The organism is Roseburia sp. OM04-10BH, from assembly GCF_003462605.1.
Taxonomy (GTDB): domain Bacteria; phylum Bacillota; class Clostridia; order Lachnospirales; family Lachnospiraceae; genus Roseburia_C; species Roseburia_C amylophila.
Window position 1 is genome coordinate 1 of the sequence record NZ_QTZI01000021.1, and the last position, 14,145, is coordinate 14,145.

Genomic DNA, 14,145 nt, shown 5'->3' on the forward strand with positions numbered 1-14,145 from the left:
TTTTTATCATCTCTGGATTATTAATATACCTATTTCCTTGAACTTTCATAGCAACCTCCCTAAGTTAGTCCACACTTTCTATACTTCTTTATCTATCTTGCTCGATGTCAAAGAAGCATCCGTCTTAGAGTACGTACCATTATTTGTATAGGTTGCACTCGCCCGGTTTGCAGCATTCGATATACCAGTTGCTTTCTGCGATATTTTGCTTACAAAAGAATTATATCCTGTAAAGACCGTTTTCAGCGAACTGATATCTGCCTGCTTTAAAGCATCCTCATCTAATTCCAACTTGTTTCCTTTTCCTATGGTAATACCTATTTTGGCAAGCATATTACTGTTTTTGTCTGTCATTCCAGTCATCCATGAAGCATTTCGCAATACATCCTTTGTATTAGATTCTCCGGCTTCCTTAACTACATCATTATAATCTTCAACAAAAGATTTTACTGCCTTGGTGATTTTATCCCAGTCATAATCCTCTACCTCAATCTCTTCCCCCGTTTTTTCATCTTTCTTTTTTATTTTCTTTTTTTCCCAAAGAGAAGAGTCATTCAAAGCATCTGCTGATTTTTTCAGAGAATCTGCACTTGTTTTCATCAAGGTAAGTTTTTGTGAAGTATCACCTTTTCCCGATAATTTTTCAGCATCCTGTTTTGCATAATATGCTTTCATAAGTTTTCCATAGCTTCCATTTTTGATTGCAGCATAATCAGAAAGCATATTTGTATTGCCTACTGATGAACTATCTGACGTTCCACTAAACAACGCTGAAAAATCTACATTGCTGTTATATTTACTTGTATAATCACTAAAACTTTTGATTTCTGACATAACACCAGCCTCCTTTCCGAACTATAAACGTATATCGATCGGTGTATATACTACCGACTGTCCACTTTCTGATGCTGGATTTTTTATTGTTTCTGCTGTTTCTGTTTTGATATCTGCATTCTCTGATGCATCTGTTGCCGTATCTGCATTTTCCTGTGTATTCTCTGCTTTCTGCGTTTGATCCTTCTTTGTTTCTGCTGCATCTGTACGGTTGTCTGCCTTTGCTGCTTCTTCCATAGATTTATTTGCATCTGAAAGTGAAGACATCTGTGATGCTGTTGCAGACTGCGCTTTTGCCTGCAAATCTGCCAGTTCTTCTTCTTTCTTTTCGGTATTGCCTTTTCCAGCATCCTGCTTGATTTCAGACTCAAGCACACCGGCTCTTCCTTCCATCTGTGTTGCCATACTACCCTGCACTTTTGCCTGCTTCATAGATGAATCTGCGGAAATCATTGCCCGCATACCTGCCTGTGACAAGCCTGTTCCTTTCTTTGCAGATGTATTTTTTGTACCAGCCACCATATCATCCATAGATGATTTTTTACTCTGCTGTTCCTTTCTCTGTTCAATCTGGTGCTGTCTTAACTGTTGATTGAGATTTGTAATTTCCTGTTGTATCTCCTGACGTTTCTTCATCTTATCCTCTAATGACAGTTCTTCATTTGATGATAAGTCCTGCAATTTCTGCTGTGCATTTGCAATCTGATTCTGAATATTTTTACTCACAGAATCATTCGCCTGTGCCATTCCTATTGCTCCTGTCTGCGTATTCGTTCCGTTAAATCCATTAATTTTCATCATTTCGTTGTCCTCCTTGAGCTAATACTCTGAAATCCGTTTCCTGAAAATCTGTATAACATGATTTCTCTTTATTTTTTCTTTCGGCATATCTTTCTTCACAATAAACCGTGATGTTGTGAACCGCCCTTTTTTCGTTGTGAAGCATCAAGAAATCACTACATATTTCTGTAATTTGCAAAATACATAGTGCCAATTTATTTCTTTATTCTACCTGCATCATAATGCTAAGGATTACTTCCTCATTTCCCTGCTCCAAAGATATATCTCCCATATACATTCTGGCAACCCGGCGAATGTTATTCAGACCCATTCCATGTTCCCTCCCAGATTTTGTTGTTTCTGGCAAATCGCTATCACCAAAATTAAGCTGACCCCCAAAACTGTTTTTTATGGTTATCATAAAGATACTGTTTTTCCGAAAAGAAGAAATACTGATATACGGATCATCTCCACTTACATTTTCCATACAGTTATTCAAGGCATTATTCATGATCACACTCAGATCAAATGCATTTAACTTCGTATTCTGCGGATAATGAAAATCCGACAGAAACCGAATCTGCCTTTCTTTTGCTTCTCTCAGCTTTTCCATCAAAATGACATCAATTACCGGACTTCCTGTCTTTATTTCCGGAGATACCTCGTCCCATTCATTTTTCAGATGTTCCAAGTATTCTGTAGCATCATCCATATTATTATGTGCCACCAGATGTTCCAGTGTCTGTATATGATTTCCCATATCATGGCGCATGGAGCGGATATCCCGATACAACTTTTCGACTTCCCCGATATGCTTTTTCATGTCACTGATCTGATTTAATACCAGCTCTTGTCCCCGCTGTTCTTCCTGCATCTCTTTCCAGTTTTGAAACATTACAATCACAACAAGAATAGCAACTATGGAAATCAGATAGTGTAAAAAGCTTAAAGCTCCATAAAATCCATATGTAACAATCAAGTTCTTTCCAGTATCTCTTTCGTATATCATGAGATAATATTGTAAAATGCCATACCCAGTGACGCCTACAAGTGAAGGTATAATAAGCATTACCATCTCTTTGATGCTCATTTCATCTTTTTTGTATATATACGCTTTATTGATCAGTCCTATTGCAACCGCAATAAAAGCAATACAAAGTACAATATCCAAAACTCTGGTTCCAACATATAGTCCGTATTGCAACCACACTTTTTCTGCACTCATATTCCGAAATACAAGTGCTTTTGTAACAAGATCATCAAGTCTGGCTGCCATTGCAACCGTTAACCATCGGATAGAAAAGAACGTAATTGCAAGAAATATTTTCTGATATATATTTCTTCTGTCCTCTGCATACATCACAAGAAACGCTGCTATAACTCCAATCAGATATGCGGAAAAATTATCAATCTGTGGCGGAATCATATATAAAACAAGCATAATCGTAATATAAACAATACTGACTGCCACAGCCCCTTTTTTCTTTTTTATATAGGGACAAACAAATTTTCCAAAATAGATTCCTGTAATCATAAGGAGTGCGATAACAGAAATTTTCGATGTAACCATCCAGCATTTTTCTACCAAACTCATCCGATTTCTTTTCCTTTCCTCTGATTATATTTCAAATATTGTTTTACAAACTCAGAATAATTCTGTTTTGCAATCAATGCAGTTCCATTTTCCATCGTCACACAATTTGCATCATATTTCTGAACATATTTGAAATGTACGAGGTAGGCTCTGTGTGTACGAAAAAAATCTGCTCCCGCAATTTCACTCAGTTCCTGCAATTTTCCATAATATTCAATATTCGTATCCCGTGTATGGATAATGACTTTTCGATTATATACCTCAGCATACACAATATCCTTCAAAAACACTTTCATATGGCTTCCTCCGGACTGCACCATCATGTATTTTTCATCCGATTGATTTTCAGAATATTTTTCAATGCTTCTGACTGCACGTTTCACAACTTCCTCAAATTTTTCATCTGAAAACGGTTTCACCAGATAATGAAATGCTGCAACATCAAATGCCTGAAAAACATACTCCTCCACAGCAGTTACAAATATCAATACCATTCTTTCATTTTTCTGACGCAGAATCCTTGCCGTTTCCATTCCATCCATTCCTGGCATCTGAATATCCAAAAATAGAATATCCGGCTCACAACCACTTGCAATCAATTCATCACCAGATAAATATTTATCTATTACTGCATCTGGCAATAATTTCTTTATTTTTTCTTCTAATATCAATCCTATAGATTTTTCATCATCACAGATTGCTATTTGCATCTTGTCACTTCCTTACTTACATACAATTATATTTATAATATCGGAAAAGTTCTTTAAATAGCTAGCCACCATGTTGTGAACAGACCTTTTTTTGTTGTGAAATAGAATATCACATATATCGCTTTATCTGCTTCCTGTTAATTTGTTTTATCCGGCACACGCTCCTGGGAGTGACTGTATCTATCAAAAAAAGAAGTCAGCAGTTTATTCATGCACTACTGACTTCCTATACTACTTATTTTAATTGCCTCCCACATCCATCTGAATCTGATATCTTGGAATCGTCCCATTTTCCTTTTTATAAGCCAGAACATCATAAATCATCTACTGTTACGTTCCCATTTGATACCTTATTCAAAAAACGATCTAATTCCTCTACATAGCCAGCCAGACGATATTCCTCATCCCTGTCATTACTCAATAAACCAATAAAACGATTGTTCTTATTGGTGCCAATGTTCAATAACGATAAATCCACAACTCCCGAACCGTATCCTTTTACTGTTGCACTTGTAGATGCCCCCGTAAAAGCATTACGATAAAGATTATTGTCTCCATCATTTTTTCCGTCAGAACAAATTCATCACCTAAGTCCTTCATTTTTGATTGGCATACCGGAGCCGGCATATGATATGTATAATTACCACAAATATTCTTATACTGACTATGATTCTGAATGATTCCAATTCCCATACAGGGTTCTCCTTTTTTCGTAATTTTTCAACCAGTTTGCAAAAAAATATTATATTTCTAAAGCACAGAATACCATTGTCTGTTCATACGATCAGCTTCATACTGGTATGTAATCAACTGGTTCATATCCTTTAAGCTGCTCTTTCCATATAAAATGCTTAAAGTCATATCTGGCACATTGTTCCATCCTCTGGTTGAAATAGTTGAAACCAGGTCATGTATCCAATTATTCATTTGCTGCTTAAACTCTTTCGGAACTTTTCCGGAACTTTCAACTGCACTATCCACTAAGTCTAATATATTCTCTCCCGACTCCGTATAATATGTCCCATTTTTTTCCTCAAGTTTGTCTAATTCATATCCTGTATAACTATAAACCTGATGATATGCTTCGTATTTCATCTTTGATTCCTCTGTTACTTGAGAACTCTCACAGCCATCTTGTGTTGAGCAATAATAGATATGCTTATAGAGATTTTTCCCATTATTACCTACATTTAAAGCATTCTGCATCAACACCTTTGTTTCTTCATCCACGCCATCTACCGTTATCTCGTAACTGTATGGATCGACAGTAAAAGTACAATCTTTCGTAATAGAAGATGTATCGACACCAGCCTGCTTTAAAATATTTGAAATCTGCGAATTTACCAATGCTCTTTCAAATTGGATTTTATCCGAATCTACACTGTCGCCGTCCACTTCAATTCCCCTGAACAAAGAATCCTGATAATTTACACCATTTATTTTTCCTGTCCGGCACATCTGCATCTCATAATTATATGCAATCCTACGTTCTGTATCAGTCAAATTAGTCTCGTAATACTCTGAACTCTTATCAAAATACTTGGAATGAATATAATTTTCTGGGTTAGAATGTGTTTTTGCTTCTGCGGCAAGCTTAGAATACTTTTCCGTTAATGCCGCCCTAAATGCTTTACCTGTACTCATATATTCACTTGTTTTCGCATTAATCTGTGTTCCTGCATTCTCAATGAGCTCTTGATTCGTTTTTTTTGCTGAAACTATATAGGACTTTAAGTCAATGCTACTGTCAATACTTGTATTATGTGTTCTTCCACTTGTACTTTTTGTCAGTTTTTCCTTTCCCGATGCACTTATCGTTAAGGTATCTCTTGTGCCTCTACAACCAGTGTTTTGACTGCTTGCCGCTTTTTGCTGTTGACCAAACAGAACATTAAGCAATGACTGATTAGCATTTATTCGGCTGTTAAAAAATATATTCATAATATCACCAACCTCCTTCTTCTAATATTTTATAAACAAAATTATTGTTCATCCAATAATTTGATTATAATCATGTAATAATTCAGATTTTATCATGAGATACCATCTCAATGCTCTTTTCATAACTAGAAGCTGCTGTTGACACCAATGACTGAATATTGACATTATCACTGTTAGCATTTGAGTTATTCAATAGATTGGACAGTCTTTGTTTACTTTCATATGTCCGACTTCTATATACATCTTCCATTTGTTTACGTTTTATCAAATGTTCCTTTTGATTTTTTTCAATCTGTTCTTCAATAAATTCCTCCAACCGCTTATGACGTTTCTCCCACCAAGTTTCTCCATCATTAGCTGTTTCTAGTCCACTCTTTCCTACCGGACCTGCATAACCATATCATTCTTCCGGTGACGCTCCAATAACATCAAAGCTAACATTATTTGATCCTACAGAAAAATATTATATTTCTAAAATACAGAATATCATTGTCTGTTCATACTACCGCAAATATCAGTTTATGATCTTCGCACTCTAATTTCAGATGAATGACCGCTTTTCCGGTATTTTTCAGTACTTTTTCACTCTCCCGGATTGCATTATCCAGTAAATTGGAGAGCAGGATCACGATCTCTTCCTCCTCCAGACAGATCTCCTGCAGATCCCCTACTTTTAGGATCACTGCTATGTGTTTCTCCTGCATGCTGCGGTACTTCTGGTTTAAAACAGCATTGACCACCGGATGATTTGTGTTGATTGCCGACATCTCGACAGCTATGCTCTCTGTCAGCTTCTGCGTAAATGAAAGTGCCTCATCTGTGTGTCCATTCTTTATCAATGTCTGGATTGTGGAAAGCTGATTTTTATAATCGTGCATTTTTCTTCGCTGACGCTCATAGATTTCTTCCCGGTCCTGATAATTTGCAATACGATTTTTCTGATTTTGTTCCGTAAGTACCGCAATTTTTATTCTCTCTTCTTTTTCAATGGTATTCTGCATGAACTCCATAAGGATAAGGTTAATCGCAACCAGTCCCACTGAAAGAAATAAAAATACATTCTGCATGTCAATACATCCCGGCATACTCATATCAGTTTCTATGCCAGCACATCAAATGCCGAAACTCCATTTTCTGTCACTCCTATAGAAGTTGAAGTACCTAGCAATTCCACCATTTTTCCTGTCAGGTCATCTACATCTTTTCCATCAATTTTCAGATTATATTGCCGTTCTTCCTGCTCCTGTTTTTCGGCACGCTGTTTTTCTAGTCTTTCCTCTGTCTCTTTCTTTTCTGCTTTCCTTTTCTCGAGTCTTTCTTCAAGTTCTTTCCTTGCTTTTTCTGTTCCCGGATCAACTTCATCTTGAGTACACATTACAGAACTCATGCTATCATATCCATTTATAGTAATACTATAACTCAGTATCTTTGCTCCTCTTGCTGCCACATAAGCTCTTGACTGTTCTATTGTTTTTGGTATTAGCGATAAATTGTACTCCAACCATTGTTTTGTCTTTTCATCTCCCATAGCCTCTGACAAAAGAGAACTGTTTATATTTACGGAATAATCCCTGCTTCGTAAACAATCGTATTTTTGTGTTAAATAGTTCTTATATTCATGGGCATTCTTATATGTCCTGCCCGTTTTGTTTCCAGCATTTTGTGTATTGCCATAACTATTCGTATATGACGCATAAGTTCCTATTCCTGTAACTGCCATATTAACATATCTCCTTTCATTATTCGGAGTCCTTCCAACTATGCCACCTGTTGGATTTCTCTCAGAATCAATATAATATTGATCACACGCTAGCTTCAAATATACTTTGACTAATACCTTTCATCCACATATTCTGCGTTGCTCCATATCCTCTTTCCTGCCCTATATCATACAATCCACTGCTGTCAAATCCTATTTTTAATACCAAATCATTTTCTTTCTTCCAGCCATTTTTAGCATATTGCAGCCATCTCTTAGAATAAAGTTCATACCCTGCACCATTTTTAGATTTTTCCTTAAACAATGCCAGTAAATCTGTACCATCCTCTGCAATAAAAGTACCATTTTTATATGTCGCATTGCGTGCATCATATCCAGTTGTCTCATACACTTCATGCCATAAAGAATATTGGTTTGCCTTTGTCATATTTGCCTGCGAATTAACAATTTCATTATCTGCATCATGCATACAAATCCACGCATGCGTCCAAATATTTTTTGCATTATCTCCTTCATTCAGCAATTTTTCTATCTGCGATAATGTATCTCTATCTGCATTTCCCGACACCGTTAGTTGATATGTATATGGGTCAATAGAAAATACCAAATCTGCCTGTTTTGATATTGATATCCCATTCTTTGAAAGTAGATTTGAAATTTGCTGATTTACAACACTTCTGGCATGCTGTTTTTCCCTGTCAGTATTGCGTACATAACCAACACTTCTTGAACCACCTGTATATACATCCTTGTAATTCCTTAATGCATAATCATACCGTGCAAATCCACCCACAGGTTTTCCTCCGGATTGTAACATTCTTTTCTCTGTACGGTAAGCTATGGAACGCTGGTCTTCTGTCATATATGAGCAAAAATTAGGTGAGGTCACATCACAATATTTTGATTCGATATATGCCATTGGATCAGAATGAGACAAATTTTCTTTGTACACTTTATCATAATGCTCCTGCAAAACTTTTTGTACGAAACGATCCTCCTCTGTAAGTCCATCATACTGATATCCTACAGTTGTACCGGCGCTGGAATTATTGGGCAGCTTGTTTAAATCCCTGCCAGCTGGAATGTTGTTATAATAGTCAGAATTATTTACAGTAACCATATTATCCCCCTGCCTTATATAAGTCTTATAATCTGTATCTTTAAATTCCTCCCGGCATTTTATTCTCTTATTTTAGATGCCAGTACGGTATAAAATTCTTTTTCCTGCTGCAGATATGCTGCCCTTTCCTCTGTAACTGCTGCCAACGGATTTTCTATTCTCTCCAATACTTTGTCGATAGCTGCTAAACAACTTTCTTTCGTTTCACCAAAAATATTGTCATCACCACCTGTCAGAAAATCCTGCTCTACAGATAACTGCGTTAATGTACTGGTTACATCCGTCTGAAATGGATTAAAACCAGTTTCTTCCAATGTTTCCTGCCACGCCGCCTTTACACTCTCCGGCACTGTCTGAAGGTAATAATCACTAATATATGCAATCTGCTTTTTGGTCTTTTCATCTGCAAACTGGTAGGTTCTGTTATTCGCTTTTAACTGTTCATATGCCGCCTGCGCATCACTGTTCGCTTCTGACTCATACCAACCATCTTTATTTTTGCTATATTTCATACCATTGACCGTAAAATCTTTGGAAGTGTCTACACCCAGATAAGACATAACATCCGTAATTTCCTCTGTATACCGGGCATATTCCTCCTTTGAATGTGCTACAGTAGTCATTGTCCCACCTGCATTTCGCAGCATGGATGCCAATGCATCTGCCATTCTCTGTGCTTTTACATATGATTGTGTATCATACGGATTATCTCCACCAGAAACCTCTACTCCATGCGCCGTAACCGTAAGCACATGACCTCCATTAACACGGATTCTTTGCCCTTCCGCAATATTAACAGAATTATTCTGTCTGCTAAGTGACGAACTCTTCGCCAATTTTATAGGTGTTTTTAACACTTGAACCAAATCTTCTACCGGATTTAGTAAGTGCTGCGACATCGCCTCATTATAGGTTTCCTTATCTTTAATAGCTGTATTTTTGTAATTAGATGTAAGTCCTCTTGTATTAGGATTAATATAACTTGATATTGACTGCATTGTCTCAATCTCCTTCGTTTTTTTTAAATTCTCTTTCCTTCTATGTCCAAATAGCTAAGCCTTATTTGTACTTACTATTTGCATTTGGCAAATTAAGATATGTATCCATACTTTTCGTCCAAAGCAACGATAAGTCAAACCTTCCCAATTTGTTTAAATCTTCTATGCTTTTTTTGAACATTGCGATAAAATCTCTTCTGTCGTTAAGTCCCATATTACCAGCTTCAAGCGGCAAAGACGTAAAACCTCCCTGCTTTTCCACTTTGTAATGTGCCTCCAATGCACGCATTTCGACTACTGTAGCATTTGATGGATTAACATCATTGATATAAATTCTTTTCTCAAACTCTTTCCCGTTTTCATCCACACCTTTCGCTAACACCACAGGATTTTCATCCGTTGAATCATCCGCATATTTAAGACAATAAGAAAGACCTGTACCATTACCTCCTGTCCACAACATATTATCTGTTGTGAATATCTGATATACCTTTGGTGTTTCTGCCGTATAAAATGTCTTTTCCGCAGATGCAGGTGCTTTCATATAATTACTTTTTTGTTGACCGTACAATGAAGATACGGTATTCAGACCAGAACCAATATACATATTTCTGTTCCTCCAATCAGCTCAAAATTTTCTCTATATGCCAGTCCAGTTTCTGCCTCAACTTTTTTGGATAAAAGTGTTTTCAACACCTAATCCCATATTAACTTTCCACGGTTCTTCTGTCAGTCGGAACCGCACCTGCTCTCTCCTATGGAGTCCAAGCTTACTTTTTCTACTATATTCAAATAACTAAGCACTATTTATGCTTACTGTTTGCATTTAGATAAGTATTCATATTTCGCATATAAAACATCTGCAAATCATACCTTCCTAATTTATTCATATCCCGAATAACCTTTTCAAAGCTGGATATAAGGTCGCATCTTTCATTTAATCCCATGTGACCAGTTTCTTCTGGAAAAGAGCTGAGACCATTACCCCTATCAACATCATAATATGCCTCCAAAGCACTCATTTCAACATAAGAAGCATTTCTCAAATCAATATCGTTAATATTAATTTTTTCTTCAAATTCTTTTCCATTTTCGTCAACTCCTTTGGCTATCACTACAGGATTATCCTCTGTTGACTCTTCTGCGTATTTAATATAAAACGAAAGACCTGTTCCATTTCCACCTGAAAACAACATATCATCCGTCTTTAAATACACCTTCACTGATGTCTGAGAAAATGCCTCATTTTCGGCAACATATGTTTTGCTATTATTTTGCTGCTTTCCAAATACTTCCGATGCACTTTGCACTCCCGAACCAATACGCATTTAATTACCTCCTTCTGATGTTGTATCATAATACTTTCCTGAAACTGTACTCATACATATCCGAATACATGTTATCATGGGGTTGGGGCGTCAGCCTTCTGTCCAATGCCGCCATATCCACCGTAAAACCGCTGTCTGCCACAGAGAAAGCGCCATTGCTGAATTGAAACTCCGAAGTAAAATCGGGAATCCCCAGATCACCGCTTGTCCTGTTATGTCCTATAATATTTATCAATGCATCCTTTATCCGCTCTATCTTGGCATTGTCTTTTGTTTTGTTGATCAGATTAGCGGCTTTTTCCGGCAACCCGCCAATTTTTCCGTCCGGTGTCAGATAAAGGTTCTCCAGAGAAATATCTTCTCCCGTAACTCCTTTTAAGTAACGCCTGACTTCCTGCACATCCGTGGCATACTGCCAGGTATTGGACGTCAGATTTCCCACACTGTCAGCAATTCCTGTGTAATACTGATACATCCGGTCACTGTACTTTTCCTCTACCAGTTTCTGAACCTGCTCCCGGACCTCTTTGTCTTCAATGCCGCTCACCGTTACATTCCCATTGCTTTCAATTTTTATCTGCATTCCCTCCAGCTCATCACGGGAGATCCCTTTGCTTTCCAGATCCTTTACAAAATCCTCGGAAAAATCATTTTTCAGTTCCGCCTTCTGCTGTGCTTTCTCAAAATCTTTCAGGTTTGCAAAAATCTTCACATACTCCATTTCAGCATCATCCAGTGTCTTTCCTTCCGCCATGTTCTGCAACAATTCATCCACTGTGCGCCCGCCTTTGTATTTCTTTTCTTCCGGCAGACTTTCAAACTGCTTCTGGTGGAGTTTATCCATTTCTTTTGTATAATTTTTCTCTGTATCCATCAGGACTTCATTATATTTGTCGAGGCATTCCCTCCAATTTTCATCTTTCCGGCTGTATGCACCGTGAAGGTTCCCGAATGCCTCCCTTATGGCATCGGTCTTTTCCTGTTCTTTATTTTCCGTAACCTTGAAACTGATTTTATAATAATCATCTGGAGAAACTTCTTCCCCATTTTTGTTTTCTATTTTGATACAATATTTATTGGTATTTGTATCCCAGTTCGGGATGGTCAGTGTTTTACGTCCTTCTCCGTCCCATTCTGCCTTTCCGACCTGATTGCCATATTCATCATATAAGGTGAGGTCATAATCACAGCCTTCCGGCATGTCCATATAGATTTGAACCCCAAAATAATTCTGTATGGTTCGATTAAATGGAATGGAAAAGTTATAGAAATCCACATCCTTTTTATCACTGAGATTTCCTTTCAGACTGCTGGTTTCGTCCTTAATCAGAAAATCCAAATCCAGAAATGTGCTTCCCTTCTTCTTGTCCGAAACCTCATAGGTGGTATGCTGTCTGCGATAAGTGTCATTGCTACCAAGTGTACAGGTATCTTCCTGAAGTGTCATATTTTTCTTCAGTTTCCCTTCAAAAAATGCCACTGTTTCCTTTCCAGACATGAAAAAAATCGGTTTTTGACGAAATGCCGCCCCATATGTAGAATGATTACTGTTTATTTCCATTTCTTATCCTTCCTCCCGAAAAATATCTTACCTGTATTCTTATGCTTTCCTGTCAAAAGATGAGCCTACAGTATAACAGGATTATCCGGTAAAATAATACTGCTTTTCTCATATGCTGCCGCCGCCAACTGGCTATTTAGATATTCGTTTTGTACAGCTTTTCGTCTTGCCATCTCATCGTTGTCATTTTCCGTTTCTGTTCCAGTCAATTATAACTTTTCCAATCTTTCCAGAAACGCAACATAGAATTCTCTTTCTTTCATACAAGCCCTCTGAACTTCTATGCTTTTAGGGACATATTCCAGTGGATGGTCTAAATTATATAAAGCCTGTTTCGTTGCCTGAATTGCAGATTCTGTTGTGTTTCCCAAAATGTCGATGTTATCCACATCGCCCTCGCCCTTCATCTGCTTATTCAGCCTTTGTATCATCATCTGTGATATATGGCTCAACATTCCGTTTTTCTTTATTCCCATACCATTCGCATTTACTTCCTTCGCTGCTTCCATCCATGCATCTTTTACATCCTGCGGAGCATTCGGACCAATCATATCAAATGCTTTTTCGTTAAAATCCGTATCTGCCATATATGGATTTATACTCTCATTTTCCTGTTTGGCACGTTCTGTACTAAATTGAGGAATATCATTCTGTCTGCGTCTGTTTTCGTATGACACACCATTCATAGAATAGTTGGAACTAATCTGCATATATCAATACTCCTTTTTATTTGAATTGCATTATTATCATTAGGCTTTCGCTTCAAAAACTGGTCTTTTCTCCAGATAATCCGGTAGTTCTTTTAATTCAGAATTCATACCATTCTTTACGGCATTATATTCCTTCCAGTAAATGGAATAAAATTCATCTTTTCTTGTAAGTTCTGCCGGAGTCATTTCATACCCCCAGCCGGCACCGGTATTTAACAATACATTCACGCCCTGACTCTGAATTTGAACACCATAACCTCCCGATGTTAAAATAGTGAAATTTAATGTTCCGCCTCCTGCCAGTGCAATCCGCTTATCTGCAAGATTCTGATTTTTTCCCTCTGCCTGTTCCAAAAAATCCAATAAGGTTAATTCTCCAATCCCTTTACATTTTGGATTGGTATTTTGATTTTTCATTGCACTTTTTGCCTGTTGGTACAACTGCTTTCTATCCGGTGCAACCTCTGACAAATATTCTGCCCTTAACTGCAATACCTGCCTTGAAATAGAGTCTTGTTCTGTTTTATCAGTAGCATTGGCAGCCTTTTGTGCCAGTTTCCTAATCTCACTTACAAATTCAGTCTGCGTTTTTGTACTTTTTCCTTTCGATGGAATATAAGACCAGTTTGGTTCTCCATTACTACCAGAAGTAATTAGCTGTTCCCTTCCAACTGTTCCTATATTTGAAAAAGAGATTCCCATAAATCCACCTCACGGTTCATAAATAAATCTATCCCTTTATATCTACTGACTTTCTGCCACTCTACTCTCTGGTGATGCCATCCAATGCACCAATTTGATATTTTCCTTTTATCGAATCCTCTTATGCCTTAATATCAAAACTTGATC

At 37.3% G+C, this 14,145-nt stretch carries 17 protein-coding genes; all 17 read right to left on the bottom strand.

Features of this window, described 5'->3' with window-relative positions; translation table 11 throughout:
• Positions 1 to 78: 78 nt before the first annotated feature.
• Positions 79 to 834 carry a flagellar filament capping protein FliD gene (fliD, locus tag DXB43_RS15560; protein ID WP_242986286.1) on the bottom strand — a complete coding sequence of 252 codons (756 nt, stop codon included), beginning with the start codon at positions 832 to 834 and terminating at the stop codon, positions 79 to 81.
• A 21-nt stretch (positions 835 to 855) separates the two neighbouring features.
• Entirely contained in the window at positions 856 to 1,632 is a 777-nt protein-coding gene (locus tag DXB43_RS14495) for a FlxA-like family protein (protein ID WP_197420875.1), read from the bottom strand.
• A gap of 205 nt (positions 1,633 to 1,837) precedes the next feature.
• The gene (locus DXB43_RS14500) at positions 1,838 to 3,208 is read right to left on the bottom strand and encodes a sensor histidine kinase (protein ID WP_117699208.1); all 1,371 of its coding nucleotides are present in this window, start codon (positions 3,206 to 3,208) and stop codon (positions 1,838 to 1,840) included.
• Positions 3,205 to 3,918 carry a LytR/AlgR family response regulator transcription factor gene (locus tag DXB43_RS14505; RefSeq protein WP_055306784.1) on the bottom strand — a complete coding sequence of 238 codons (714 nt, stop codon included), beginning with the start codon at positions 3,916 to 3,918 and terminating at the stop codon, positions 3,205 to 3,207. The genes DXB43_RS14500 and DXB43_RS14505 overlap by 4 nt, the downstream gene beginning before the upstream one ends.
• Positions 3,919 to 4,231: 313 nt before the next feature.
• Positions 4,232 to 4,396 carry a hypothetical protein gene (locus tag DXB43_RS15190; protein ID WP_158561579.1) on the bottom strand — a complete coding sequence of 55 codons (165 nt, stop codon included), beginning with the start codon at positions 4,394 to 4,396 and terminating at the stop codon, positions 4,232 to 4,234.
• A 20-nt stretch (positions 4,397 to 4,416) separates the two neighbouring features.
• Positions 4,417 to 4,611, bottom strand: a complete 195-nt coding sequence (locus DXB43_RS14510) for a hypothetical protein (RefSeq protein WP_117699209.1) — start codon at positions 4,609 to 4,611, stop codon at positions 4,417 to 4,419.
• A 57-nt stretch (positions 4,612 to 4,668) separates the two neighbouring features.
• The gene (locus DXB43_RS14515; RefSeq protein WP_117699210.1) at positions 4,669 to 5,859 is read right to left on the bottom strand and encodes a DUF4885 family protein; all 1,191 of its coding nucleotides are present in this window, start codon (positions 5,857 to 5,859) and stop codon (positions 4,669 to 4,671) included.
• Positions 5,860 to 6,356: 497 nt separating this feature from the next.
• Complete coding sequence (locus DXB43_RS14525) at positions 6,357 to 6,926, bottom strand: sensor histidine kinase (RefSeq protein WP_242986288.1); 570 nt, start codon at positions 6,924 to 6,926, stop codon at positions 6,357 to 6,359.
• Between the two features lie 32 nt (positions 6,927 to 6,958).
• The gene (locus DXB43_RS14530; protein ID WP_242994363.1) at positions 6,959 to 7,579 is read right to left on the bottom strand and encodes a DUF6033 family protein; all 621 of its coding nucleotides are present in this window, start codon (positions 7,577 to 7,579) and stop codon (positions 6,959 to 6,961) included.
• 82 nt (positions 7,580 to 7,661) lie between these two features.
• A complete protein-coding gene (locus tag DXB43_RS14535; protein WP_117947899.1) occupies positions 7,662 to 8,699 on the bottom strand; it encodes a DUF4885 family protein in 1,038 nt (345 codons plus the stop codon).
• Between the two features lie 59 nt (positions 8,700 to 8,758).
• Positions 8,759 to 9,697, bottom strand: a complete 939-nt coding sequence (locus DXB43_RS14540) for a hypothetical protein (protein ID WP_117947900.1) — start codon at positions 9,695 to 9,697, stop codon at positions 8,759 to 8,761.
• 61 nt (positions 9,698 to 9,758) lie between these two features.
• On the bottom strand, positions 9,759 to 10,304 hold the full coding sequence (locus DXB43_RS14545; protein WP_117947901.1) for a hypothetical protein: 546 nt from the start codon (positions 10,302 to 10,304) through the stop codon (positions 9,759 to 9,761).
• A gap of 196 nt (positions 10,305 to 10,500) precedes the next feature.
• A complete protein-coding gene (locus tag DXB43_RS14550) occupies positions 10,501 to 11,025 on the bottom strand; it encodes a hypothetical protein (protein ID WP_055171103.1) in 525 nt (174 codons plus the stop codon).
• A gap of 25 nt (positions 11,026 to 11,050) precedes the next feature.
• Positions 11,051 to 12,586 carry a hypothetical protein gene (locus DXB43_RS14555; protein ID WP_117947902.1) on the bottom strand — a complete coding sequence of 512 codons (1,536 nt, stop codon included), beginning with the start codon at positions 12,584 to 12,586 and terminating at the stop codon, positions 11,051 to 11,053.
• 65 nt (positions 12,587 to 12,651) lie between these two features.
• Complete coding sequence (locus DXB43_RS15195) at positions 12,652 to 12,795, bottom strand: hypothetical protein (protein ID WP_158552137.1); 144 nt, start codon at positions 12,793 to 12,795, stop codon at positions 12,652 to 12,654.
• Entirely contained in the window at positions 12,796 to 13,296 is a 501-nt protein-coding gene (locus DXB43_RS14560) for a hypothetical protein (protein WP_117842371.1), read from the bottom strand.
• A gap of 39 nt (positions 13,297 to 13,335) precedes the next feature.
• Entirely contained in the window at positions 13,336 to 13,998 is a 663-nt protein-coding gene (locus tag DXB43_RS14565; protein ID WP_117947903.1) for a hypothetical protein, read from the bottom strand.
• Positions 13,999 to 14,145: the final 147 nt, after the last annotated feature.

What these genes read in the sequence shown, in the direction of transcription:
- fliD (WP_242986286.1), bottom strand. Translation starts at nt 834, where the DNA reads ATGTCAGAAATCAAAAGTTTTAGTGATTATACAAGTAAATATAACAGC.
- DXB43_RS14495 (WP_197420875.1), bottom strand. Translation starts at nt 1,632, where the DNA reads ATGAAAATTAATGGATTTAACGGAACGAATACGCAGACAGGAGCAATA.
- DXB43_RS14500 (WP_117699208.1), bottom strand. Translation starts at nt 3,208, where the DNA reads ATGAGTTTGGTAGAAAAATGCTGGATGGTTACATCGAAAATTTCTGTT.
- DXB43_RS14505 (WP_055306784.1), bottom strand. Translation starts at nt 3,918, where the DNA reads ATGCAAATAGCAATCTGTGATGATGAAAAATCTATAGGATTGATATTA.
- DXB43_RS14510 (WP_117699209.1), bottom strand. Translation starts at nt 4,611, where the DNA reads ATGGGAATTGGAATCATTCAGAATCATAGTCAGTATAAGAATATTTGT.
- DXB43_RS14515 (WP_117699210.1), bottom strand. Translation starts at nt 5,859, where the DNA reads ATGAATATATTTTTTAACAGCCGAATAAATGCTAATCAGTCATTGCTT.
- DXB43_RS14525 (WP_242986288.1), bottom strand. Translation starts at nt 6,926, where the DNA reads ATGCAGAATGTATTTTTATTTCTTTCAGTGGGACTGGTTGCGATTAAC.
- DXB43_RS14530 (WP_242994363.1), bottom strand. Translation starts at nt 7,579, where the DNA reads ATGGCAGTTACAGGAATAGGAACTTATGCGTCATATACGAATAGTTAT.
- DXB43_RS14535 (WP_117947899.1), bottom strand. Translation starts at nt 8,699, where the DNA reads ATGGTTACTGTAAATAATTCTGACTATTATAACAACATTCCAGCTGGC.
- DXB43_RS14540 (WP_117947900.1), bottom strand. Translation starts at nt 9,697, where the DNA reads ATGCAGTCAATATCAAGTTATATTAATCCTAATACAAGAGGACTTACA.
- DXB43_RS14545 (WP_117947901.1), bottom strand. Translation starts at nt 10,304, where the DNA reads ATGTATATTGGTTCTGGTCTGAATACCGTATCTTCATTGTACGGTCAA.
- DXB43_RS14550 (WP_055171103.1), bottom strand. Translation starts at nt 11,025, where the DNA reads ATGCGTATTGGTTCGGGAGTGCAAAGTGCATCGGAAGTATTTGGAAAG.
- DXB43_RS14555 (WP_117947902.1), bottom strand. Translation starts at nt 12,586, where the DNA reads ATGGAAATAAACAGTAATCATTCTACATATGGGGCGGCATTTCGTCAA.
- DXB43_RS14560 (WP_117842371.1), bottom strand. Translation starts at nt 13,296, where the DNA reads ATGCAGATTAGTTCCAACTATTCTATGAATGGTGTGTCATACGAAAAC.
- DXB43_RS14565 (WP_117947903.1), bottom strand. Translation starts at nt 13,998, where the DNA reads ATGGGAATCTCTTTTTCAAATATAGGAACAGTTGGAAGGGAACAGCTA.